This window comes from Citricoccus sp. CH26A (genome assembly GCF_000224415.1).
Classification (GTDB): Bacteria; Actinomycetota; Actinomycetes; order Actinomycetales; family Micrococcaceae; genus Citricoccus.
The window spans coordinates 112,267-135,490 of the sequence record NZ_AFXQ01000006.1 but is presented as its reverse complement, the minus strand read 5'-3'; the positions used below and the strand labels follow the sequence as shown (position 1 = coordinate 135,490).

The window sequence follows — 23,224 nt, the reverse complement described above, 5'->3', positions numbered from 1 at the left end:
CATCAGGCGGTTTCCTCCTGGACCGCCCCCTCGGCAGCCGGCCGGTGCCCGGACCGCTGGACGGCGATCTCGTACAGCGAGATGCCCACGGCCATCGAGGCGTTCAGCGATTCCATGTCCGAGGCGATCGGGATGGAGACGATCTGGTCGCAGTTCTCCCGGACCAGCCGGGACAGGCCCTTGCCCTCCGAGCCGACCACCAGGCACACCGGCTCCGTGGCCAGCGGCAGCCCGGGCAGGGACTGGTCACCGCCGCCGTCGAGGCCCAGGACGAAGATGCCGAGCTTCTTGAACTCCTGCAGGGCGGTGTTGAGGTTGCCGGCCTGCGCCACGGGGACGCGCACCGCGGCACCGGCCGAGGTCTTCCAGGCCGTGGCGGTCACGCCCACCGACCGGCGGGAGGGCACCACGATGCCGTCCGCGGAGAACGCGGAGGCGGAACGGATGATCGCGCCCAGGTTCCGCGGATCCGTGATCCCGTCCAGTGCGATGAGCAGCGGCGGGGCCGCCTGGTAGCCCTTCTCCCACTTCTGCACGGCCTGCCGGGCGAGGCCGAGCGCATCGGCGTACTCGTAGGGCGGCACCTGCAGCACGAGGCCCTGGTGGATGGCGTCGTCCGTCATCCGGTCCAGTTCGGCCTTGCTGTTCTCCAGCACCGGCACCCCGCGCTCCGCGGCGAGCTTGAGGGCCTCCCGGACCCGCTCGTCCATCTCCACCCGGGTGGCCACGTGCAGCGCCTTGGCCGGGATGGACGCGCGCAGGGCCTCGACCACGGAGTTCCGCCCGGCCACGGTCTCGTCACCGTGGCGGGAACGGGTGTTGCGCGTCCCGCCGCGCTTGGCCGAGGAACGCTCGGCCAGCTGCTTGGTCCGGTGGGCCTTGTGGTAGACGCGGTCCTCGGCCTTGGGCGTGGGGCCCTTGCCCTCCAGCGCCTTCCGGCCGTGTCCACCGGTGCCCTTCAGGGGGCCCTTCTTCCCGCTGTTGCCGCGGGAGGATCCGGAGCGTGGTGCTGCGGCCATGTCGGTGGTGCCTTTCTGGCGAGGGAGGGGACTGCCCCAGTCTACGGCCCCGCACCACCGGGACCGGCCCCTACTGCAGGGACCAGCGGGCGCCGTCGGCCGAGTCCTCCACCACGACACCGGCCGCGGCCAGGGTGTCCCGGATGGCGTCCGCGGTGGTCCAGTCCTTGGCGGCCCGGGCCGCGGCCCGGGCGTCGAGCTGGGCGCGGATGAGGGTGTCGAGGGCGTGCTGCGCGGCCGGGTCGGTCCCGGCCTGCGGCTCGGGGACGTCGTCCAGGCCCAGGACCTCCACCATGGACTGGACGTCCGCGTAGTGCTCCTCGACCGCCGCCACGTCACCGGCGGCCAGCGCGGTGTTGCCGGCCCGGACGGAGTCGTGCAGGACGGCCAGGGCCTGCGGGACGTTGAGGTCGTCCTCCATGGCGGCGCGGAAGGCCGGCGGCACGCTGCTGAACGCGGCCACGTAGACGGCCTCCACGGCCTGGCCGTCCCCGGCCGCCGCGGCCTCCTCGCGCTGCAGCTGGGCGTCGGCCACCACGTCGGCGCCGCGGTCCAGGAAGGCCTCGATCCGCTCCACGGCGGCCTCCGCCTCCTGCAGGGACGTCGGGCGGTAGTCCAGCGGGGACCGGTAATGGGCCTGGCCCAGGAAGTACCGGACCGCCTTGGGCCGGGCCAGGGAGAGCATCTCCTCCGGGGAGATCGTGTTGCCCACCGACTTGGACATCTTCTCGCCCTCGTAGGTGACCATGCCGTTGTGCAGCCAGAAGTTCGCGAACCCGTCCCCGGCGGCGGCCGACTGGGCCAGCTCGTTCTCGTGGTGCGGGAAGCGCAGGTCCAGTCCCCCGCCGTGGATGTCGAACCGGGACCCCAGGTACTTGGTCGCCATCGCCGAGCACTCCAGGTGCCAGCCCGGCCGGCCGCGACCCCACGGTGACTGCCAGGTCGCCGTCCGGGGGTCGGAGTCCTTGGCCCCCTTCCACAGCGCGAAGTCGCGGGGATCGCGCTTGCCGCGCGGGTCGGCGTCGGGCGCGTCCTGCATGTCCTCCACCCGCTGGCGGGTGAGCTCGCCGTAGGCGGTCCAGGAGCGCACGTCGAAGTACACGTCCCCCGAGCCGTCGGCGGCCGGGTAGGCGTGGCCGGCGTCCACGAGGCGCTGGATGAGCTCGAACATCTCGGGGATGTGCCCGGTGGCCCGCGGTTCGTAGGTGGGCCGGCGGACCCCGAGCGTGGCGTAGGCCCGGGCGAACTCCTGCTCGAAGCGGTAGGCGAGGGCGAACCACGGCTCCTCGGAGGGGTAGAGGTCGTCCTCCTCGAAGTCCGGCGCGTAGGAGGCGGCGGACTTCTCCAGGATCTTGTCGTCGATGTCCGTGACGTTGCGGACGGACGTGACCCTCAGCCCGGTGTGCTCGAGCCAGCGGACCAGGATGTCGAAGACGATCGCCGAGCGCACGTGGCCCACGTGGGGCATGCCCTGCACGGTGGCACCGCAGTAGTAGAGGGAGACCTCGCCCTCGGTCAGGGGGACGAAGTCCCGTACCGTCGCGGTCCTGGTGTCATAGAAGCGTTGTGCCACGGTGAGACTCTAGTCCAGCCGGTAGACCAGGGCGGTGGCCACCGCGGCCAGCCCCTCCCCGCGCCCGGTGAACCCGAGGGCGTCCGTGGTGGTGCCGGAGACCGCGACCGGCGCACCGGCCGCCTCGGACAGCACCCGTTCGGCCTCGGCACGGCGCGTTCCGACCTTCGGCCGGTTGCCGATCAGCTGGACGGACGCGTTGCCGACCCCGAATCCGGCCTCCCGGACCAGTCGCGAGGCCTCGGCGAGCAGCGTGGTCCCGGCAGCCCCGGACCATTCCGGGCGCGAGGTCCCGAAGTGCTGTCCCAGGTCACCGATCCCGGCGGCGGAGAACAGGGCGTCGCACAGCGCGTGGGCGACCACGTCCCCGTCCGAGTGCCCGGAGAGGCCGGGCTCGCCGGGCCAGTGCAGGCCGGCCACCCACAGCGGGCGGTCCGCGCCCTCCGGGGCGAAGGCGTGGACGTCGGTCCCGATCCCGCTACGGGGCAGGATCGGGGGCTCTCGGTCGGTCATCGGTCCTCCTGCAGCAGGGCCCTGGCCAGCACCAGGTCCAGGGGCGTGGTCACCTTGAACCCCAGCGGGTCACCGGGTACCACGGCGACCCCGTGTCCGGCCGCCTCCATCACCATCGCGTCATCGGTCAGCGCGGGGCCACCGGCGGCCGCACGGTGCGCGGCCTCCAGGGCGGTCAGGTCGAATCCCTGGGGGGTCTGGACGGCGCGCAGCGTCGACCGGGACGGGGTCCCGGTCACCCATTCCGGTTCGTGGTCCAGGCCCGACCCCTCCTCGATGTCCGGCGCGGCCCGCTCACCGGGAGCACCCGGCACGGAGACGGTCTTGATGGTGTCCACCACCGGCAGGCCGGGCACGACGGCGACCGCGCCGGCCTCCAGCGCGGCGGTCACCGCGCGGAACACCGCCGGGGGGACGAACGGCCGGGCGGCGTCATGGACGAGGACGGCGTGGCGGCCGAACGGGCCGGCCGTGCTGTCCGCCACGGCACCGGCACGGACCGCCGCGAGTCCGGCCCGCACCGAGTCGGCGCGCTCGGCTCCGCCCGGCACGGCCTGCACGGTCAGCCCGGTCCGGGCGGCGAAGTCCCGGCACACCTGTTCCAGCGGTTCGGCGGCGCGGGGATCGGGTGGCACGACCACCACGATCCCGGCCAGGTCGAGGGCGGCGGCATCAGCGGCGCGCGCCACCGAGTCCAGGCAGTGCTGCAACAGGCTGCGGCCGTCGCCGAGGTCCACGAGCGCCTTGTGCAGGCCGGCCTGCAGGCGGGAGCCGCTTCCGGCGGCCACGATCAACAGGGTCGAACGCATGCTGTCAGTCTAGGTTCAGTCCGCTCGTTCGCCGGACCGGACCGACTCGGTGATCGGGGTCTGACCGGGGCCGGGACGGAAGCGGCGCGAGGGGCTGCGAGTCCACTGCCCCTCAGGCGGCGAGGGTCTCGTCCAGCAGCTCGGTGGCCTCGTCCTCGGAGGTCTTCTTGGCCAGGGCCAGCTCCGAGACGAGCACCTGGCGGGCCTTGGCCAGCATGCGCTTCTCCCCGGCGGACAGTCCGCGGTCCTGGTCCCGTCGCCACAGGTCGCGCACGACCTCGGCCACCTTGATGACGTCCCCGGAGGCCAGCTTCTCCAGGTTGGCCTTGTAGCGGCGCGACCAGTTGGTGGGCTCCTCGGTGAACTCCGCCTGGAGCACGCGGAAGACCTCCTCGAGGCCCTCACCGTCCACGATGTCCCGCACCCCGACCAGGTCCACGTTCTCCGCCGGCACCTCGATCGTCAGGTCGCCCTGGGCCACCTTCAGCTTGAGGTACATCTTCTCTTCACCCTTGACGGTGCGCATCTTGATCTCCTCGATCCGGGCCGCACCGTGGTGGGGGTAAACAACAGTTTCTCCGACCTCAAAAACCATGTGAGTGGTCCCCTTTCACTCCGGCAAAGTTTACCACGTCACATTTTCGGAGCGCGTGTCGATGCTTGCGCCCGCGGCGGGAACGGACACAATTCGCCCCCGGTGGACCGTCCCCCGACCGCGTCACGCCCCCGTCGCGCAGCGGGAGGGGAGGGGCCGGTACGGTAGTCTCGTGTCAGCACCGCGCCCTGTCATCTGCCGTGCCGTCGGCACCGGCGGATGGCCCCCGCGCACTTTGTCCGCACCCGAGGAGATCCCACCGTGAAGCTCGCCGCCCGCAAGGCCACTGCCCGCAATGCCGCCGTGGCCGGACTGGCTGCCGTCGCCCTGCTGGGCGCCACCGGCTGCAGCGCCATCAACCAGCAGGCCACTACCCTGCAGTACGCCCCGTCGGACGGCATCGTGGCCAATGTCGGCGAGGCCGAGCTGCGCAACGTCGCGCTGATCACCAGCGGTCCGGACACGGAGGCCCGCTACATCGGCACCATCGCCGCGGACACCTCCGAGGAGAACCTCGAGGTGAGCATCACGGTGGACGGCACCGAGACCCGGTTCTCCGTCCCGGCCGGCGAGTCCCTCAAGCTCGAGGACCCCGCCAACGAGCAGGTCATCCCGAGCTCGGGTGGCTTCCCCGGCGGCATGGTCGAGGCGACCGTCGAGGTCACCGGCGGCGCCGAGACCGCCACCGAGCAGGTCGACGTCACCATCCTGGACGGCACCCTGCCGGAGTACCGTCCGTTCGTGCCCGGCGGTGCGGACGCGAGCCCCGGCGCCCACCTCTACGAGACCCCGGCCGCCGAGGAAGGCGGCCACTGACCACCGCCCCACGGGGCGCCGGTCAACCAGCACGACGGCGAAGGGCCGGCACCGCACGGTGCCGGCCCTTCGCCGTCGGTGACCGGCGCCCGCGGCGTCCTGCCGTCGGGCTCCGGTCCGCGGCACCGGTGGCCGACGGACAGGCCGTCGCGTCCCCGGCGCCGGGCGCCCCTCAGGGCTCGAACTTGTAGCCGAGCCCGCGCACGGTCACGAGGTACTTCGGGTGGGAGGGATCGGGCTCGATCTTGCCGCGCAGTCGCTTGACGTGGACGTCCAGGGTCTTGGTGTCCCCCACGTAGTCCGACCCCCAGACACGGTCGATCAGCTGGCCCCGGGTCAGCACGCGGCCGGAGTTGCGCAGGAGCATCTCCAGCAGCTCGAATTCCTTCAGCGGCAGGGACACCTGCTCCCCGTTCACGGAGACGACGTGGCGCTCGATGTCCATCCGGACGGGTCCGGCCTGGACGGTCGAGCTGATGAGCTCCTCGGGCTCCCCCTGGCGGCGCAGCACCGCGCGGATGCGGGCGACCAGCTCACGGGAGGAGTAGGGCTTGGTGACGTAGTCGTCCGCACCGAGCTCCAGTCCGACCACCTTGTCGATCTCGGAGTCCTTCGCAGTGAGCATGATGACGGGGACGTTGGAGCGCTGGCGCAGCTGGCGGCAGACCTCCGTGCCGGACTGGCCGGGCAGCATCAGGTCCAGGAGCACCAGGTCGGCCCCGGCCCGGTCGAATTCCACGATCGCCTCGTGGCCGTCGGCCACGACCTCCACCTCGAAGCCCTCCTTGCCGAGCAGGTAGGACAGCGGGTCGCTGAACGACTCCTCGTCCTCCACGATCAGAATCCGGCTCACGACTGGGCTCCTTCCCCGGCGGCAGGCGCGTTGCCACCCCGTGCTTCCACTGACCTGCCGAGCTGCACACCAGCGTCGGGTTCCATCTCCGGGAGGCGGACCGTGAACGTCGAGCCCCGGCCCGGCTGTGACCAGACGGTCACTTCCCCCCATGATTCGAGATTACATGTTTGACGATGCTCAGTCCGAGACCGGTACCGCCCGTCTGGCGCGACCTGGCGGCGTCGATCCGGTAGAACCGCTCGAAGATCCGGTCCTGTTCGTCCTCCGGGATCCCGACCCCCTGGTCGGTCACCGAGATCTGGGCCAGGCCGCGGACCGACTTCAGCCCGACGCCCACCGTGGTGCCCTCCGGGGAGTAGCGCACGGCGTTGTCGATCAGGTTCCGCAGGGCGGTCATCAGCTGGTCCGGGTCCCCGTGCACCGTGGACTCGATCCGGCCGGCCACCTTGATGTCGATGTTGCGGGCCTCCGCCGGCAACCGGGAGCGGTCCACGGCCTCGCCGACCACCCGGTTGAGGTCGACCGGCTGCCCCGCCCGCACGGTGTCCTTGGCCTGGAGCCGGGACAGTTCGATGATGTCCTGCACCAGGGCGGCCAGACGGGTGGACTCCACGCTGAGCCGGCCCGCGAAGCGGCGCACGGCCACCTCGTCGTCGGCGGCGCCGTCGATGGCCTCGGCCAGCAACGAGATGGCGCCGACCGGGGTCTTCAGCTCGTGGGAGACGTTGACCACGAAGTCGTGGCGCATGGCCTCGGTCCGGGAGATCTCGGAGCGGTCGTCGGCGAGGATCAGGATGTACTCGTCCGCCAGGGGCGCCACGCGCAGCTGCACGACCAGGATGCCCTGGCCGACCGGGCCCCGGGGCAGCTCGTAGCGGCGGTCCACGATGATCCCGTCGGCGCGGACGCGGTCGGTGAGCTCGAGCAGTTCGTCATGGGCCAGGCTGTGGCCCCGCACCAGGCCGAAGGCGTAGGCGGAGGGGTTGGCTCGGACCACCCCGTTGACGGCGTCGACCACCACGTAGGCCCGGCCGATGACGGACAGGACCTCGGCGGCACCGTCCGGGATGCTGGGCTCGCCCACGGTCAGGTGCACGGCGCGGCTGCGCTCGGAGATGCGGAAGGCGACCATGGACAGCACGCCCAGCACGAGGCCGATGAGGCCGCACACCACTCCAACCACCACGGGATCCGTCACGCGGTCCAGACTACCCACCGCGCACCCCGTGCCCGGCGCAGGGCATACTGGCACCGGAACGTTCCCGCGGTTCAACGACTGTTCATCTTCCCTGGGAAGGATGACCGAGGCCCCGTGCCCCGTCCGGGGTGCCGGCGCCCTGCGCCGCCGGGACATTCCCGAGCCCATTGACCGGAAAAGAGGGACCATCCATGCGTGAACTGTTCCAAGCCGACCTGAAGGCCCTGGGCGACCAGCTGGTGGAGATCGCCGGCCTGGTCCGCGAGGCCATGGAGAAGGCGCGGACCGCCTTCGAGACCGCGGACGTGGAGCTGGCCGAGGCCGTCATCTCCGAGGACGCCAGGATCGACTACCTGCAGACCTCCGTGGACGAGAAGGCCATCGAGCTGCTGGCCCTGCAGGGCCCGGTGGCCACCGACCTGCGCTCCGTGGTGGGTGCCCTGCGGATGAGCTCCTCGCTGGAGCGCATGGGCGACCTGGCCCGGCACATCGCCCAGCAGGCCCGCCGCCGCTACCCGGACCTGGCCGCCCCGGAGCCGGTCCGCGAGGACTTCCGGCAGATGGCCGACCACTGCGTGGCCGTGGCCACCGAGGTCGAGAAGCTGCTGGCCACCCACGACACGGTCCACGCCCAGGAGATCGTCAAGCACAACGTGGCCATCAACGAGCTCCACGCGAAGAACTTCAAGACCGTGAACTCGGCCGGCTGGAACGCCAGCGGTGCCACCACCGCGGACGTCACGCTGGCCTCGCGGTTCTTCGAGCGCTTCGCCGACCACGGTGTCTCCGTGGCCCGCAAGGTCACCTACCTCGCCACCGGCGAGTGGGAGCCCGTCATCGAGATCGACTGACCCGTCGCGGCCCGGGCCGCGACCGGCCCCACCGACGACGACGGCCGTCGCCTTCCGCGGAAGGTGACGGCCGTCGTCGTCGGTGCGGGATCCGGTCTACTTCTGGGCCCCCTGGGCGGCCACGGCGGCAGCGCCGGCGGCGGCGGCCTCCGGGTCCAGGTAGCGCCCGTGCGCCGTGATCGGCTTGAGGTCCTCGTCCAGCTCGTAGTACAGCGGGATGCCGGTGGGGATGTTCAGCCCGGCGATGTCCTCGTCGGAGATGCCGTCCAGGTGCTTGACCAGGGCCCGCAGCGAATTGCCGTGGGCGGCGATGAGCACGGTCTTGCCGGCCTTGAGGTCCGGCACGATCTCGGACTCCCAGTAGGGCAGCAGGCGGGTCACCACGTCCTTGAGGCACTCGGTGCGCGGGGCGTCCTCGCCCAGGTCGGCGTAGCGCGGGTCCCCGGACTGGGACCACTCGGAGGAGTCGTCGAGCACCGGCGGCGGGGTGTCATAGGACCGGCGCCAGACCATGAACTGATCCTCGCCGAACTCCTCGCGGATCTCGGCCTTGTCCTTGCCCTGCAGGGCGCCGTAGTGGCGCTCGTTCAGCCGCCAGTCGCGCTTGACCGGGATCCACTGCCGGTCGGCGGCCTCGAGGGCCAGGTTGGCGGTGGTGATGGCGCGCTTGAGCAGCGAGGTGTACAGCACGTCCGGCAGCAGCCCCTCCTCGGAGAGCAGCTCACCGCCGCGGACCGCCTCCCGGCGGCCCTTCTCGGTCAGGGGGACGTCCACCCAGCCGGTGAACAGGTTCTTCTCATTCCAGTCGCTCTGGCCATGCCGCAGCAGGACGAGCTTGTACGGGGTCTCAGCCATGGGCACATCCTATAGGCGGCCCGAAGCCCGGAACGGTCAGTAGCCGTAGTGCGACGGGCCTCCCCGGCCGAACATCTTCAGCTCGGTGCGCGGTCCGGCCAGGTACACGGCGGCCACGCACAGGGCCGCGATCTGGAACAGGCCGAAGCCGGCGCCGAGGCTGCTGATGGAGCCCAGGAACGTCAGGACCCCGACCACGCCGGCCACGCCGGTGAGGATCAGCCAGAACGACTTCTGCTTCTGGCCGGAGCGCTCGAACTGGTGGGCGGGCCGGGTCAGGCAGTCGCCCAGCGCCCAGACCTCGAGGACCACGGCCACCACCGACAGTGCGATGTACAACCAGTTCTCGATGGAGGTGACCAGGATCCAGGCGCTCATGGGGACAGCCTAGCGGTGGGCGCGGTCCTCGGCCGCGGCGGCGCGCAGTGCCTGCACGAGGTCGTCCCACAGGTCGTCCACGTGCTCGATCCCGCAACTGAGCCGCAGCAGCCCGGCGGGCACGGTCCTCGGCTCCGCGGCGAAGCGACGCCGGCGCTCGACGAGCGACTCCACACCGCCCAGCGAGGTGGCCGGCACCCACAGCCGCAGGGCCCGCACCGCGGCGTCGGCCGCGGCCGCGGACTCGTCCTCGGCCGGATCGGCCCCGTCCTCACCGCGGCCGGCGGCGACCTCGACGGTCAGCACGGAACCGAAGCCACCGTGCATCTGCCGCGCCGCCAGGGCGTGCTGCGGGTGCCCCGCCAGTCCCGGGTAGCGCACGGCGGCGATCGGCAGGGTGCCCTCGCGCCGGGCCGCCTCCGCCCGGCGGGCCAGCTCGGCCGCGTTGGCCTGCGAGCGCTCCAGGCGCAGGGCGAGGGTGCGCATCCCGCGCAGCGCCAGGAAGGCCTCCATCGGCCCGGCGATGGCCCCGTGCAGGGTCCGGTGGGCGTGCAGCCTGGCCTGCAGCTCCGGGTCGGCGGTGACGGCCGCGCCCATCACCACGTCGGAGTGCCCGGCCAGGTACTTGGTCACGGAGTGCACCACGACGTCGGCCCCGAGGTCGAGCGGACGCTGCACCAGGGGCGTGGCGAAGGTGTTGTCCACGACGACGAGCGCCCCGGCCGCGTGCGCGGCCTCGGTGAGCGCGGGCAGGTCCGCGACCTCCAGCATCGGGTTGGTCGGGGACTCGAGCCACAGGATCGAGGCCCCCTCGAGCGCTCCGACGACCGCCGCGGTGTCCGTGATGTCCACCTGGTCGACGCTCAGCCGGCCGGAGTCGCCCATGCTCTCCAGCAGCGAGGTCAGGCCGTTGTAGGCGTGCTGCGGTGCGATGACGCGTGCGCCGACCGGGACCAGGTGCAGTGCCGCGGCGATCGCGGCCATGCCGGAGGAGAACAGCAGGGCCGGGGTGGACTGTGGGTCCGGCACCCCCTCGAGCGCGGCCAGCAGCTCCTCGGGTCCGTCCCAGGAGGGGTTGGACATCCGGCCGTAGACCCGGCGGTCGGCACCACCCCCGGCCTCCCATCCCACGAAGGTGGAGGTGAGGTGCACGGGCTCGTTGACGGGCGCGTCGACCTCCTTCGCGGGACGGGCGGCACTGACCAAGAGGGTTTCGGGATGCATGGGCCACATCGTACGTCCGCCGCCGGGCCCGCGCCGTGGATCGTTCGGCACCGTGACGCCGCCGCCGGTAGGCTGGATCGGTGACTGAGACGCCTGCTGCCACCGTCCCCGGAACCCGAGGGCGGGGCGTGTTCATCGCCTTCGAGGGCGGGGACGGTTCGGGCAAGTCCACCCAGGCCCGGTTGCTGGTCGAGCGCCTCCGGGCCGCCGGCCACGACGTGCTGCCGACCCGCGAACCGGGCGGGACCGACATCGGCGAGCGGCTCCGCGAGCTCGTCCTGGATCCGCGGTATGCCCCCATCGACGCCGTCACCGAGGCCCTGATGTTCGCCGCCTCCCGGTCTGCGCACGTGCGCCAGCTGGTGGTCCCGGCCCTGGCGGACGGGCGGATCGTGGTCACCGACCGCTACGTGGACTCCTCCGTGGCCTACCAGGGCGCCGGACGGGACCTCGGTACCGAGACGGTGGCGCAGCTGAACGAGTGGGCCACCGACGGACTGCACCCGGACCTCACGGTCCTGCTGGACGTGGCCACCGGCACGGCCGCCGCGCGGCGGGCCCTGCGCGAGCAGTCGGCCGGGGGCGCCGGGCCGGACCGGATGGAGTCCGAGCCGGAGTCCTTCCACGCGCGCATCCGGGCGGCCTTCACCGACCGTGCGGCCGCCGACCCGGGCCGGTACCTGGTGCTGGACGCCGCGCGGCCGGTTCCGGAGCTGGCCGATGAGGTGCTGGAGCGGGTCACCGGACTCCTGGGCCAGCGGGACCGCTCCGGGGCGATGGCCACCGACGGGACACCGTCCGAGGGGAGCCGGTCATGACCGCGCCCTCCCCCGTCCCCGCGGACCAGACCGCCCCGGTCGCCCTGGCGCCGGCCTGGGCCGACCTGGCCGGCCAGCAGGCCGCCGTCGAGCAGTTGTCCCGGGCCGCCGCGGCGGACCGGCCCACGCACGCCTGGCTGTTCACCGGCCCGCCGGGATCCGGCCGGTCCAACGCGGCCCGGGCCTTCGCCCAGGCGCTGCAGTGCGAGGTCGAGGACCCGGAGCGGCGGGGCTGCGGCAGCTGCCACGCCTGCCTGACCGTCGCCGCCGGGACCCACGCGGACGTGAAGGTGCTGGCCACCGAGAACGTCACCTACAAGATCGACGAGGTCCGCGACCTGATCGCGCTCGCCCAGGACCGTCCCACCTCCGGGCGCTGGCGCATCTTCATCATGGAGGACGCGGACCGGATGACGGAGCGGGCCACGAACGTGCTGCTCAAGGCGATCGAGGAACCGCCCGAGCGGACCGTCTGGATGCTGTGCGCCCCCTCCCCGCCGACGTGCTGGTCACCATCCGGTCCCGGTGCCGCCAGGTGGGCCTGCGGATCCCCGCCGTGCGGGCGGTGGCGGACCTGCTGGTGGAACGCGACGGCCTGGACCCGGACCTGGCCCTGTTCGCCGCCCGGGCCTCCCAGTCCCACGTGGGCATGGCCCGGCGCCTGGCCCGGGACGAGGGATCGCGGTCCCGCCGCGAGTCCGTGGTGCACCTGCCCCTGCGCGTCAAGGCCACCTCGGACGCCGTGGCGATGGCCAAGGAGCTCGTGGAGGTCACCCAGCAGGAGGCCGCCTCCTCCGCCGAGGTCCGCAACGCCGAGGAACGGCGGAACCTGCTGCGGTCCCTCGGCCTGGCCGAGGACGAAAAGGTTCCCGCCAAGCTGCGCCACCACGTCAAGAGGCTCGAGGACGCCCAGACGGCGCGGAACAAGCGTGCCGTGCACGACACCCTGGACCGGGCCATGATCGACCTCACGGGACTGTTCCGGGACGTGCTGGCCCTGCAGCTGGGCACCGACGCCGAACTGGTCAACGAGCACCTGCGCGACGAGCTGGCCTCCTATGCCCGGGCCGCCTCCCCGGAACGCACCGTGGAGCGGATCGACGCCGTCTCCACGGCCCGGCGCCGGCTGGCCGGCAATGTCCCGCCCCTGTTGGCGCTCGAGGCGATGGCCACCAGCTTCCTGCCGGACCGGATCCTCGACCGACGACCGCCCGACCATCCCTGAGAGGCCCCGCGTGCGCCAGAGTCCCCGTGCTTCCCTCCGCCCCCTCGGCAGCAGTCCCGGCCGTCGGGTGCCCCTGCTCGCCGGCCTGTTGGCCGCGGGACTGTTCCTGACCGGCTGCACCCCCGAGGGCGGGGCCGGTGGCGGGACGGGCACCGGCGCGGAGGGGACGACGTCGGGAGGCGGGCAGGAGGCCACCGGCGGGTCCGCCGGCCCCGGGACAACCGCCCCCGGGGAGGTGCCCGACGGCCTCGGGGAGTACTACGACCAGGACCTGCAGTGGCAGGACTGCGAACAGGACCGGGGCGGCTTCGAGTGCGCCACCGCGAGTGCCCCGCTGGACTACGCGGACCCGGGCGGGGACAGCATCGAACTGGCCCTGGTCCGCTCGGCCGGGGCCGGGGAGGACGCCCCGCACCTGCTGGTCAATCCCGGCGGGCCGGGCGTCTCCGGCGTGGACATGGTGGTCGAGGGACTGGACTACGCCGTCTCGGCGGACGTCCGGGAGCACTACACGGTGGTCGGCTTCGACCCCCGCGGCGTGTCCCGCTCCGCCCCGGTCACCTGCCTGACGGACGAGGAGATGGACGAGGCCCGGGAGGGCCACATCGACCCCTCCACGGACGAGGGGCTCGACCAGCTGCGCGAGTCCGCCCGCGAGTTCGCCGAGGCCTGCGAGGAGCACACCGGGGAGGTCCTGGGCCACGTGGACACCGAGAGCTCCGCGCGGGACATGGACCTGTTGCGCGCGGTGCTCGGGGACGACCGGCTGAACTTCCTGGGCTTCTCCTACGGCACCGACCTGGGGGCCACCTACGCGGGGCTGTTCCCGCAGAACGTGGGACGCATGGTGCTGGACGGCGCCATGGACCCGTCCCTGCCCGAGTCCGAGGTGACGCTGGCCCAGGCCGCCTCCTACGAGGAGGCGCTGGCCTCCTGGGCGGAGTACTGCCTGGCCGGCAGCGACTGCCCCCTCTCCGGGACTACGGAGGACGCGGTGGCCCAGGTCCGGCGCCTCCTCGAGCAGGTGGAGCAGTCCCCGATGACCGCCTCGGACGGACGCCAGGTGCCGGCCAGCACGTTCGTGTCCGGGATGATCCTCGCGCTGAACGCCGACGAGAGCTGGCCCGTGCTGACCACGGCCGTCCAGGACGCACTGGACGGCAACCCCGACCTGATGCTGCACCTGGCCGACCTGGGTGCCGGACGGGACGAGGACGGCACGTACGACTCGAACGTCACCGCGGCGATCACCGCCGTCAAGTGCCTCGACGGGCCGGCGCCGGCGGACACGCAGGTCCTGCGCGAGCAGGCCGCGGAGCTGGACGAGGCCTCCCCGACCCTGGGCCGGTTCCTGGCCTACTCCGGGCTGTACTGCGCCGTGTGGCCCGAGGCCCCGGTGAGCGAACCGGCCCCGGCCAGCGCTCCGGGCGCGGCGCCCATCGTGGTCGTCGGCACCACCGGGGACACCGCGACCCCCTACGAGTGGGCCTCGGTCCTGGCCGAGCAGCTGGAGTCGGCCGTCCTGGTGACCTGGGAGGGCCAGGGCCACACGGCCTACGGTCGGGCCGGGGACTGCATCGAGGACGCCGTGGACGCCTACCTCGTGGACGGGACCGTACCCGAGGACGGGCTGACCTGCCCCTGACGCCTCCGGGTCCGTGACCGGCCGGCGCGGGTGGCGGTGACCGGTTCAGGTGGCCGGTGCAGGTGACCGGCCGGGGACGAGCCCCGTCAGCGGCCCCGGACCAGCGCCGGGATGTCCCGGACGGAGGGCACGACGGCGGTCGCCCCGGCCGCCGTCAGCGCCGGCCCGTCGTGGTAGCCGGAGAGCACGCCGACCGTGAGCCCGGCCCCCGCGCGCCGGCCGGCACGGATGTCCCCGACCGTGTCTCCCGCGACGAGCACGGAGCGGACGTCGTCCAGGTCCAGGGCCAGCAGGGCGGTGAGGATCATGTCCGGGTAGGGCACGCCCCGGCCCGCGTCCGAGGGGCACAGGCTCAGGTCCGAGACGCCCATCCACCCCAGGGACTCCAGGATCATGTTCTGCGTGTGCCGGGCGAAGCCGGTGGTCAGCACGATCTTCAGCCCCGCCTCGCGCAGTTCGGCCATGGCCTCGGCGGCTCCCGGAACCGGCCGCACCCCGCGCTCGGCGAGCAACTCGTCATAGGCGGTCTCGAAGCGCCGGTTGGCCCGCCGGGCGACGACCGCGTCCTCACTGAAGATCGAACGGAAGACCTCGTGGCGGGGGGTGCCGCGGGACCGCCGGAAGTAACCCACCAGCGCGTCATGCCGGGAGCCACCCGGTTCGATCCCCTCCTCGCGGAGGGCCGTGCTGAACGCCTCGTCCTGCAGGCCGCCCTCGTCGACCGTGGTGCCGGACATGTCGAGCACGGCCAGCCTCAGGGGGCGCGCCGGTTCCAGGCCGGGCCCCGGACGGGTGGTGGAGGGCATCGTCACGTCCGTTCTCCCCTCGACGACGGCCCGGGCAGGTGCCGGGGTCTCGTTCATGGTCGTCCCACTCCACCGCACCCAGCTGTCCGGGGGTTGGCCGTGAAGTGAACGTCATCTGTGGGTTGTGGACCGCACCGGGCGCCCCGGTGCGGTCCGTCCGGCCCCGGCTGCGTGACACGCTTTGCCCGGCAGGCCACCCTGCCGCTACCATGGACAGCCGTGGCACTCGCACGGCGGGCGCCACGGTAACGCCTCCTTAGCTCAGCTGGCCAGAGCAGCTCCCTCGTAAAGAGCAGGTCGCCGGTTCGAATCCGGCAGGGGGCTCCGCAGCAGACGCGCTCCGCCTCCGGGACTCAGGTCTCGGGGCGGAGCGTTTCTGCTTCCTCCACCGCCGCGATGACCTTCTCGGCCCGGCGTCCCACGGACTGCAGGGAGGACTGGCCGAGCCGGAACATGGCGGCCGCCTGCGCCGTGGTGGCCAGGTCGTTGGCGGCCCGGGACAGCACCCGGTGCAGGTCCGAGACGGGCGCCGGGATCTCCATCCCGTGCTCGGGGTGTTCCCGCCGGGCCTCGACGCACAGCCGCCGGACCCGCGGCAGCAGCTCGGCCAGCACGTTGCCGGCGTTCACCAGCCCGTTCATCTCGTCCTGCGGGATGCTCCCGCTGCGCTGCGCCTCGTCCACGACCTGCCAGTACCGGTCCAGGGACCGGGCGAACCAGTCATAACAGCGGCGCCACAGGTCGGTGCCGAGCTCGCGATCGTCCTTCCGCTGCTGGCGTCCGCGTGCGAACGGCCCGGCCATCACGGGCGGTGCCGCTGCGCGCCGGAGTGCACGGCGTCGGCGGTGTCCGCGGCGGCGGCCTCGGTGACGAGCAGTACCTTGCCGGTGCGATCCGCCTCCTCGAAACGGTCCTGGGCCTGTGCCGCACGGTCCAGGGGGAAGGCGGTGTCCGTCGTCGTGCGGATCTTCCCGGCGCTGACCAGCGGCCAGACCTGGTCGCGGACCTGGCGCATGATCTCCGCCTTCTCCTGCACCGGACGCGGCCGCAGCAGGGTCCCGGTCACCGAGCCGTTGACGCCCATCAGCTTCCCGAGCGGCAGGGTCCCCGAGCCCCCGCCCTGCAGGCCGATGACCACCAGGCGGCCGCCCCGGGCCAGGGCGTCGACATTGCGCTCGAGGTACTTCGCCCCGATGACGTCCAGGATGACGTCCGCGCCATGCCCGCCGGTGATATCCCGCACGCGCTCCACGAAGTCCTCCTCGCGGTGGTTGACGGCGGCCTCAGCCCCCAGCTCGAGGCAGCGCTCGACCTTCTCCGGGCTGCCGGCGGTGGCCAGCGGACGCGCCCCCAGCGCGGCCAGCAGCTGCAGGGCGAAGGAGCCGATGCCCCCGGTGCCGCCGTGGACGAGGACCCAGTCCCCGGCCTGGACGCCCGCCTCCATCACGAGGTTGGACCAGCACGTGGCGGCCACCTCCGGCAGGCCGGCCGCATCGATGAGGGAGACGCCGTCGGGCACCGGGACCACCTGCCCCTCCGGGACCGCGACATACTCGGCGTACCCCCCGCCGGTGAGCAGGGCGCAGACGGGCGTGCCGAACTCCCAGGGCCCGACGCCGGCCCCGGTCTCCTCGATCGTCCCGGAGACCTCCAGCCCCGGCCCGTCCGGGGCACCGGGAGGCACCGGGTAGTTCCCCGCCCGCTGCAACAGGTCCGCCCGGTTGATCCCGGCGGCGTGCACCCGGATGAGCACCTCCCCCGGTCCTGCGACGGGGATCTCGGACTCGACGACGGTCACGACCTCACGACCGCCGGCGCCGGTGTAGGAGATGGCCTGCATGGTCGGGTGGGACGCGTCCCGGGGCTGCGTGGTCATGGTTCCTCCGTGGCTGTGGGCAATCGGTGCACGCCGGACGCGCGCGGGCAGGGCTCCGTCCATGATCTACCGTCAGGCCGGTTCCCTGCCACCCGCACGGCAACCGGGCGCCGGCCGTCTAGACTGGACCTTCTGGATGGTTGTCCGAGCGGCCGAAGGAGCTGGTCTTGAAAACCAGTGCGCGGTAACCCCGTGCCAAGGGTTCGAATCCCTTACCATCCGCGTAAACAAAGGGAAGCGGCCCCGCTCAGCGGGGCCGCTTCCCTCGTCTCCAGGGCCATTTAGTCCCGATTTGTGGCCGAACTGTGGCCATTGGCGCGAGACGCCGCCCGCGGGATCATGCCAGCGCGTTGCTCCGCGGCAGCCGCGGCGACGGACTGCTGTACACCTTGCGGCGGCCTCCTGTCCGCTGCCGGAACACCTTGGGACTTGCCTTGGGAGATGCAACGGCACTGGTGCCGCGTCCTCTGCACCAGTGCCGTTGTCGTTTCCGCCCGGATCCTATAGATGAACCGCCTGGTCTTCTGGCAGTGTCCAGGGGAAGGCAGGACGTTCCTTGGCGGCGAAGGCCCTCCGTCCCTCGGCCAGGTCTGGGCCGGTCCGGAAGTCCTCCCAAGTTCGAGTCCAATCGGCCTCGTAGGCGTGGCGGGCGTCCTCGGAGATGTCCACGCCGGAGCCTCGTTCGGCGTAGCCGTCCAGCAGGCGTTTGTGGGATACGTTGGAGAACAGGGACCGAGACCGGATGGTCGATACGACCCCGGCGGCCTGCGCCGCGAACGTCTCGGCCTCGAACAGCACGGTGACGAGTCCCCACTGCTCGGCCTGTGTGGGGGTCACCTCAGAGGCGGTCAAGAGCAGGTATTTCGCGCGGTCCATGCCCACGCGGTCCGCGAGTCGCTCGAGCCCGGCTCGCGGATAGACGATGCCCAACTTCGAAGGGGTGACGGCAATACGGGCCGTCGTGGACGCCACCACGACGTCGGCCGCGGCTGCGATCTGCCAGCCTCCTCCCATGCAGATTCCCTCGACGAGGGCCACGGTCGGCTTCCGGGTGGCCCGGATGGCCGCGTCGGCTTCGCTCAACCGGTCCGTGCCCGGACCGGCTGATCCATCGTCCGCCCCGTCGAAGAGCACTTGGTCGAACTGGTCGAGTCCTGCCCCGGCACAGAAGTTGCCGTCGGCCCCCTGCAGGGTGATGACCGCGACGTCCGGATCGGCGTCGAGTCGGGTGACCGCCTCGGTCAGTTCTAGGCACATGGCCTTGGTCAGCGAGTTTTTGTGACTGGGCCGGTCTAGAATCAGACGGCCGATGCCGTCGGTGACGCTGACCGTGATGCCGCCGGTTTCGGTAGCCGCGTTCATCGCTGACCCGCCCCCGCCAGCTCGTGCAAGTCGTCGCGGATGATGCCGTCTGCCGCCATGCGGTCCACGTCTTCGTCGCTGTGGCCGAGTCCGCGCAGGATGTTTCGCGCGTCGGCCGACAGTCGAGGTGGCGCCGTGCGGACGGTGACCGGCTCGCCGCTCACCGTGACGGGGCCACGCAGCAGGCGCAGTTGCCGGCCGTCCGGGGTCGTGGTGTCCCGGATCATGCCGAGGGCCTGTGTCTGCTCGGAGTCCATGGCCTGCTGGTAGTCGAGGATGGGTCCGGCCGGGATGCCGAGCTGGCGTAGTTCGGCCAGCCACGTTTCGGCTGGCCGGGTGGCCAGTGCCTGGGTGATCTCGGCGTCGAGTGCCTCGCGGTGGGCGGTGCGGTCCTGGCCGGTGGCGAAGCGTGGGTCGGCCGTCAGGTCGGGGCGGTCGATGAGGGTGCAGAAGTCCGTCCAGTGCCGTTGTGTGGAGACCGCCAGGACCATGGAGTCGGTGGCGGTGGGGTAGGAGCCGTAGGGGGTGATGCTCGGGTGGCTGTTGCCTTGGCGTTCGGGGGCGTGCCCGGTGGTGATGGCCTTCTGGCCCTGGAACACGGACATCGCCAGGGCGGTCTCGTACAGGGATGTGGCTCCGGAGCGTGCCAGGTTGCCGCGGTCACGGCCGAGCAGCAGGGACACGGCGGTGAAGGCCGCGATCATCCCGGAGGCGATGTCCACGATGGGCAACCCGACGCGGTAGCCCTCACTGTCGGCCGGGCCGGTCACCGAGGTCAGGCCGGTGATGCCCTGGATGACTTGGTCGAGGCCGGGCAGGTGCTTGAGAGGGCCGTGCAGCCCGTAGGCGTTCACACTGACGTGGACGAGATCGGGGTTGGCTTCGGCCAGTTCGTCGGGTCCGAAGCCCATCTTCTCCAGGGTTCCCAGCTTGTAGTTCTCGACCAGCAGGTCCGCCCGAGAGAGCAACTGGCGGAACAACTCCTTGCCTTCGTCGGTATACAGGTCGAGCCAGAGGGATTCCTTGTTCCGGTTCGCCGAGTCGAAGTACAGGCTGTCCTCGCCGTCGAAAGGGGGCCATTGGCGTGAGGGGTCGCCGGCGCCGGACTCGATTTTGATGACGCGGGCGCCCATGTCGGCCAGCAGGGCCGTGCAGTAGGGGCCGGCCAGGGCTCGGCTGAGGTCGATGACGGTCACGCCGTCGAGGGGAAGCGCGGGGGTGGTGGTCATGACGGTCTCCTTCGGGTGGGTGTGGTTATTGGAGCCGGCATCAGAACGCCGAGGGGAGGACCAGGGTGCCGATCAGCATGAGCGGACCCACGAGGACCATGGACAGCCCCCACTTGGTCAGGATGTTGGTGATGCGGGGGCGCTCGACCTCATCGACCGTGGCTACCACGGTGGCGCCGACGGTCGAGAACGGGGAGACGTCCACGATGGAGGAGCACACGCCCAGGGCCGCGATGACGGCCCAACCGGCAAGGTCCCCGCCGGACACCAGCGGGATGGCCAGTGGCACCAGGGCGGCCAGCATGCCGGTGGTGGAGGCAAACGCGGAGACGAGTGCCCCGATGAAGCAGATCACGAAGGCGGCGATGAGCGGCGCGCCGATCTGGCTGGCGGTTTCGCCGAGCATGTCCACGGCGCCCACGTGCTGCAGCACGCCGACGAAGGTGATGATGCCACCGACCATGAGGATGGTGGACCAGTCGATCTTGGCGACGGCGCCCTTGCCGGTTTGCGGGTCGATGAGGGCGAGCACGGTGGCGAAGACGAAGCACAGGATCCCGATGTCCGGGTCCATGCCCATCATGGCGACCACGATGACGCTGACCACCAGGCCGACCATGCACAGGATGGTGGCGATCTGGGCGACGCTCATCCGGGTCTTGGGCGCTGGTGCCTGAGCTTCGCGTTCCAGCAGTGCCGTGGTCACGGACTGGGACCGGGCGGCAAACTGTTCCTTCTCGAAAGGGTGCTGCGGCAGTGGTGACTTACCGGCAAGGCCCGGGCGCGGGGTCGCATCCGGGTCGATGCGCGGGGCGGATCTGAGAAGCCGAAGGCCGCCGAACATGAAGAAGGCCGCCACCGTGAGCACTAGGTTGAAGGCGAGGGCGATGGCGAACAGCACCAAGGGATTCAGCGGGATCCCCACTGAATGGGCGGTCCCGTAGGTGACGATGCCGAAGAGGCTGGTGGGTGCGAACCCGCCGGCGCTGATGCCCGAGCCGACGGCGAGGCCCATCAGGGCCCGGTCAATCCCGTATTTCTTGGCCAGCGGCATGGCGATCGGCAACATGACCAGGCCGGCCAAAGGCGCGCCCATGGCGGCGATGCCAGTGGTGAGGGCGAACATGGCGAAGGGCAGCACGGCGGCGCGGTCGCCGACCCGGGCGATGACGGCGTCGATGAGGCGGTCGACGGTCCCGTTGGCCTGAGCGATGGCGAAGAAGTAGGTGACACCGGCCAAGAGGATGAGCAGCGAGACGGGGAAGCCATCGATGACCTCGTCGAGGCCCATGCCGCCCATCCAGATGCCCACCCCGGCAGCCGCGGCCAGCATGATGACGCCCAAATGGACCTTGCGCAGAGTGGCGACCACGAAGACCGCCACAAAAATCAGGATGGCCGCGAAGGAAACCTCCATTGCCGCCCCTCCTTCCTTGTGGTTCACTAGGTGAACCAACGGTTCACTGACTGACACCGAGTAACCTAGATCACATTCGTGAGTCGGTCAACAGACCAGATGGAGGCCGAGTTTGCGGACCTCCGGGAAGAGAGTCACGCATGGCGACCCACAGTGTTTCGGCCGCGCTCGGGCTGGTCGAAGATCTGGCAGCAGCAGGTCCGCTGGGCCTGTCCGAGCTGGCTCGACGGCTGGACATGTCCAAGGCCACGGCGCTGCGGTTATTGCGCACGCTTCAGGAAGGCGGGTGGGCGACGCAGGCACCGGCGCCTTCGCTGGCCTGGTCCCTGACGCCGCACTTCGCTTGGCTGGGGCGCGGGGTCTCGGTGGACACCACGCTGCGGGAGATGGCGCTCGAGAGCATGAACCGTCTGCAATTGCAGACGAAGGAAACGGTCCATCTCGTGGCACAGGAGGCCGGGCATTTGGTGCTCATTGAACGCCTCGACTCCCCGCATGAGCTCAGGGCGTTCTTCCCGCTGGGTACTGTCATCCCATACCACGCCGCGGCCACCGGGCTCGCCTTCCTGTCCGCCCTACCTGACGAAGAGATCGACAACATCCTCGAAGGGTCGCTGGCGCCCCGCACGCCGCAGACCCTCACCGACCGCCACGCGGTGCTCGACCGGGTGCGTCAGGTCCGCAAAGAGGGGTTTTCCCTCAACAGCAGTGGACTGTTTGAGGGAATCAGTTCGGTCGGCGCGCCCCTGGTGGGCTCGGAGGGCATCCCCCTCGGCGCCCTGTCTGTCTCAGGCCCGAGCAGTCGGATGACCAGGGAACGCTGCCTGGAGTTCGCACCCCTGGTAGTCGACGCTGCGAAGGAAATCGGCCGCCGCGTGCAGCGGTTGTAGCACCTCGGTAGGGTGCTGCGTGGATCGGCCAGTGTCGGCCGGTATAGGCCCACTCGTCGTGGATGCTCAGCCAAGCCAGTCCCCATCGGGCGCGAGAAGTCGACGGGCGTTAGCGTGGGACCTGAATGCTCCGCTCAGCGGGGCCTCTTCCCTTGTCTCCGAGGCCGATTAGGCCCCATTCTTGGCCGAACTGTGGCCATCGGTGCGAGACGCCGCCCGCGGGATCATGCCTGCGCGCTGCTCCGCGGCGGCCTCGCCGACCCCCGGCAGCAGGTGTCCGTACGTGTCCACGGTGAGCTTGATCGTCGAATGGCGCAGCACCTTGGACACCACGGCCACGTCCACGCCGGCCGCGATCATCAGGGACGCCGTGCCGTGCCGCAGATCATGCAGCCGGACGCGCCTGAGCGGCCGCTGAGTGCCTTCCGGGTCCTCCGCGCTCACAGGGACGGTCACACCCTCCTGAAGCTCCAAGAACCGCGCAGTGAGCCAACTCGGCCGGATCGGCGCACCGTCCTCCCGGGCGAACACCAGCCCGTGGTCCCGGTATGCGTCCCCCCATGCCTCCCGCTCCTCGCCCTGCGCCAGCTGCTGGGACAGCAGCACAGACACGGTCCCGGCATCCAGGTGCACCACGGCCGCGCTGTCGTCCGTCTTCGGCTCCGTGATCCCGATCCCCGGGTGCGCTTCTCCGCAGTACTGACAGCTAGCCTCGACCGACTGAAGGTTCATCTGGACGACCTGCTGACGGATGACGACCCGGCGGCGCACCAGATCGACGTCATCCCAGCGCAGCCCCAGCGCCTCTCCCCGCCGCAACCCGAGGTACGCCACGACATGGAAGAGCGCCGCCAGCCGGTCCCCGGCCACCGCGTCCAGGAACGCTCCGGTCTCCTCCGGCGTCCATGGCTCGACCCTCTTTCGCGCCTCCCGCGGCATGTCGAGATCTCTGGCCGGATTCCACGACAGCAAACGTTCCTTCACGGCAGCCGCCAGCGCCGTGCGCAGCGTGGCCCGCACGCGGTGCACCATGGCCGCGCTCCGGCCCTCCGCTACGGTTTGGAGCATGGCGTAGACGTGCTCGGGCCGGAGGTCGCGCAGCTTCAGTCGGCCAAGCTCCGGCCGAATGTGCAGCTCGATGTGCGACCGGTAGGTGTCCACCGTTGTGGGCTTCAGCCCCGCTGCTTTCCGCGTCAGCCAACGGTCCAGGTACTCCCCCACGGTCTGCCGCTGGTCATCCGTCCAGGTGCCGGCCCCCACCGCGGCCAT

21 protein-coding genes, 2 tRNA genes and 2 pseudogenes are annotated in these 23,224 nt (G+C 71.4%); 8 read left to right on the top strand and 17 right to left on the bottom strand.

Features of this window, described 5'->3' with window-relative positions:
• Window positions 1-2: 2 nt before the first annotated feature.
• The 5 genes from rlmB to CITRI_RS0105945 form a co-directional block, all read right to left on the bottom strand.
• Complete coding sequence (gene rlmB / locus CITRI_RS0105965; protein ID WP_010143760.1) at window positions 3-1,019, bottom strand: 23S rRNA (guanosine(2251)-2'-O)-methyltransferase RlmB; 1,017 nt, start codon at window positions 1,017-1,019, stop codon at window positions 3-5.
• Between the two features lie 70 nt (window positions 1,020-1,089).
• Window positions 1,090-2,592 (bottom strand): cysteine--tRNA ligase, encoded by a 1,503-nt coding sequence (cysS, locus tag CITRI_RS0105960; protein ID WP_010143759.1) that lies wholly within the window; start codon window positions 2,590-2,592, stop codon window positions 1,090-1,092.
• Window positions 2,593-2,601: 9 nt separating this feature from the next.
• Window positions 2,602-3,105 carry a 2-C-methyl-D-erythritol 2,4-cyclodiphosphate synthase gene (gene ispF, locus CITRI_RS0105955; RefSeq protein WP_010143758.1) on the bottom strand — a complete coding sequence of 168 codons (504 nt, stop codon included), beginning with the start codon at window positions 3,103-3,105 and terminating at the stop codon, window positions 2,602-2,604.
• Window positions 3,102-3,914, bottom strand: a complete 813-nt coding sequence (locus CITRI_RS0105950; protein ID WP_010143757.1) for a 2-C-methyl-D-erythritol 4-phosphate cytidylyltransferase — start codon at window positions 3,912-3,914, stop codon at window positions 3,102-3,104. The genes ispF and CITRI_RS0105950 overlap by 4 nt, the downstream gene beginning before the upstream one ends.
• 112 nt (window positions 3,915-4,026) lie before the next feature.
• Window positions 4,027-4,509, bottom strand: a complete 483-nt coding sequence (locus CITRI_RS0105945; protein WP_029139081.1) for a CarD family transcriptional regulator — start codon at window positions 4,507-4,509, stop codon at window positions 4,027-4,029.
• Window positions 4,510-4,770: 261 nt separating this feature from the next.
• Here CITRI_RS0105945 and CITRI_RS16530 point away from each other — a divergent pair, with 261 nt between their 5' ends.
• On the top strand, window positions 4,771-5,325 hold the full coding sequence (locus CITRI_RS16530; protein ID WP_010143754.1) for a hypothetical protein: 555 nt from the start codon (window positions 4,771-4,773) through the stop codon (window positions 5,323-5,325).
• A gap of 172 nt (window positions 5,326-5,497) precedes the next feature.
• Here the strand turns inward: CITRI_RS16530 and CITRI_RS0105935 are convergent, their stop codons facing one another.
• Together CITRI_RS0105935 and CITRI_RS16525 are read right to left on the bottom strand one after the other, a co-directional pair.
• On the bottom strand, window positions 5,498-6,178 hold the full coding sequence (locus CITRI_RS0105935; protein ID WP_010143753.1) for a response regulator transcription factor: 681 nt from the start codon (window positions 6,176-6,178) through the stop codon (window positions 5,498-5,500).
• Window positions 6,175-7,313, bottom strand: a pseudogene (locus CITRI_RS16525) (sensor histidine kinase). Before CITRI_RS16525 ends, CITRI_RS0105935 begins: the two are co-directional and overlap by 4 nt.
• 257 nt (window positions 7,314-7,570) lie before the next feature.
• On the opposite strand from CITRI_RS16525, the gene phoU reads away from it, so the two are divergent.
• The gene (phoU, locus tag CITRI_RS0105925; RefSeq protein WP_010143751.1) at window positions 7,571-8,230 is read left to right on the top strand and encodes a phosphate signaling complex protein PhoU; all 660 of its coding nucleotides are present in this window, start codon (window positions 7,571-7,573) and stop codon (window positions 8,228-8,230) included.
• A 96-nt stretch (window positions 8,231-8,326) separates the two neighbouring features.
• Here the strand turns inward: phoU and CITRI_RS0105920 are convergent, their stop codons facing one another.
• From CITRI_RS0105920 to CITRI_RS0105910, 3 genes are read right to left on the bottom strand one after another with little or no spacing between them, the layout of a single operon-like run.
• Window positions 8,327-9,085 (bottom strand): phosphoglyceromutase, encoded by a 759-nt coding sequence (locus CITRI_RS0105920; RefSeq protein ID WP_010143750.1) that lies wholly within the window; start codon window positions 9,083-9,085, stop codon window positions 8,327-8,329.
• A 36-nt stretch (window positions 9,086-9,121) separates the two neighbouring features.
• Window positions 9,122-9,463 (bottom strand): DUF2516 family protein, encoded by a 342-nt coding sequence (locus tag CITRI_RS0105915; protein ID WP_010143749.1) that lies wholly within the window; start codon window positions 9,461-9,463, stop codon window positions 9,122-9,124.
• A 9-nt stretch (window positions 9,464-9,472) separates the two neighbouring features.
• On the bottom strand, window positions 9,473-10,687 hold the full coding sequence (locus CITRI_RS0105910; RefSeq protein WP_010143748.1) for a PLP-dependent aspartate aminotransferase family protein: 1,215 nt from the start codon (window positions 10,685-10,687) through the stop codon (window positions 9,473-9,475).
• 80 nt (window positions 10,688-10,767) lie between these two features.
• Between CITRI_RS0105910 and tmk the strand changes: the two genes are divergently transcribed.
• From tmk to CITRI_RS0105895, 3 genes and pseudogenes are all read left to right on the top strand, one after another.
• Window positions 10,768-11,505 (top strand): dTMP kinase, encoded by a 738-nt coding sequence (tmk, locus tag CITRI_RS0105905; protein WP_050813600.1) that lies wholly within the window; start codon window positions 10,768-10,770, stop codon window positions 11,503-11,505.
• Window positions 11,502-12,730, top strand: a pseudogene (locus CITRI_RS20485) (DNA polymerase III subunit delta'). The gene tmk and the pseudogene CITRI_RS20485 overlap by 4 nt, the downstream one beginning before the upstream one ends.
• 67 nt (window positions 12,731-12,797) lie before the next feature.
• Window positions 12,798-14,375, top strand: a complete 1,578-nt coding sequence (locus tag CITRI_RS0105895; RefSeq protein ID WP_010143744.1) for an alpha/beta hydrolase — start codon at window positions 12,798-12,800, stop codon at window positions 14,373-14,375.
• A gap of 86 nt (window positions 14,376-14,461) precedes the next feature.
• Here the strand turns inward: CITRI_RS0105895 and CITRI_RS0105890 are convergent, their stop codons facing one another.
• The gene (locus tag CITRI_RS0105890) at window positions 14,462-15,238 is read right to left on the bottom strand and encodes an HAD family hydrolase (protein WP_010143742.1); all 777 of its coding nucleotides are present in this window, start codon (window positions 15,236-15,238) and stop codon (window positions 14,462-14,464) included.
• Window positions 15,239-15,431: 193 nt separating this feature from the next.
• On the opposite strand from CITRI_RS0105890, the gene CITRI_RS0105885 reads away from it, so the two are divergent.
• Window positions 15,432-15,505 (top strand) — tRNA-Thr (locus CITRI_RS0105885).
• 29 nt (window positions 15,506-15,534) lie between these two features.
• On the opposite strand, the gene CITRI_RS0105880 is transcribed toward CITRI_RS0105885, so the two are convergent.
• On the bottom strand, window positions 15,535-15,984 hold the full coding sequence (locus CITRI_RS0105880; protein WP_010143741.1) for a hypothetical protein: 450 nt from the start codon (window positions 15,982-15,984) through the stop codon (window positions 15,535-15,537).
• Entirely contained in the window at window positions 15,984-17,057 is a 1,074-nt protein-coding gene (locus tag CITRI_RS16515; RefSeq protein WP_010143740.1) for an NAD(P)H-quinone oxidoreductase, read from the bottom strand. The genes CITRI_RS0105880 and CITRI_RS16515 overlap by 1 nt, the downstream gene beginning before the upstream one ends.
• A 134-nt stretch (window positions 17,058-17,191) precedes the next feature.
• Here CITRI_RS16515 and CITRI_RS0105870 point away from each other — a divergent pair.
• Window positions 17,192-17,279, top strand: a tRNA-Ser gene (locus CITRI_RS0105870).
• A gap of 279 nt (window positions 17,280-17,558) precedes the next feature.
• Here CITRI_RS0105870 and CITRI_RS0105865 read toward each other — a convergent pair.
• The 3 genes from CITRI_RS0105865 to CITRI_RS0105855 are packed head-to-tail and all read right to left on the bottom strand — an operon-like array spanning window position 17,559 to window position 21,065.
• Window positions 17,559-18,419 carry an enoyl-CoA hydratase/isomerase family protein gene (locus CITRI_RS0105865; protein WP_010143739.1) on the bottom strand — a complete coding sequence of 287 codons (861 nt, stop codon included), beginning with the start codon at window positions 18,417-18,419 and terminating at the stop codon, window positions 17,559-17,561.
• Window positions 18,416-19,648, bottom strand: a complete 1,233-nt coding sequence (locus tag CITRI_RS0105860; RefSeq protein WP_010143738.1) for a CaiB/BaiF CoA-transferase family protein — start codon at window positions 19,646-19,648, stop codon at window positions 18,416-18,418. Before CITRI_RS0105860 ends, CITRI_RS0105865 begins: the two co-directional genes overlap by 4 nt.
• A gap of 40 nt (window positions 19,649-19,688) precedes the next feature.
• Window positions 19,689-21,065: an SLC13 family permease gene (locus tag CITRI_RS0105855; RefSeq protein ID WP_010143737.1), complete on the bottom strand. Its 1,377-nt coding sequence runs from the start codon at window positions 21,063-21,065 to the stop codon at window positions 19,689-19,691.
• 140 nt (window positions 21,066-21,205) lie between these two features.
• Here CITRI_RS0105855 and CITRI_RS0105850 point away from each other — a divergent pair, with 140 nt between their 5' ends.
• Window positions 21,206-21,955 (top strand): IclR family transcriptional regulator, encoded by a 750-nt coding sequence (locus CITRI_RS0105850; RefSeq protein WP_010143736.1) that lies wholly within the window; start codon window positions 21,206-21,208, stop codon window positions 21,953-21,955.
• Between the two features lie 168 nt (window positions 21,956-22,123).
• Here the strand turns inward: CITRI_RS0105850 and CITRI_RS16510 are convergent, their stop codons facing one another.
• Window positions 22,124-23,224, bottom strand: coding sequence for a site-specific integrase (locus CITRI_RS16510; RefSeq protein WP_010143735.1), 1,101 nt, complete (start codon window positions 23,222-23,224; stop codon window positions 22,124-22,126).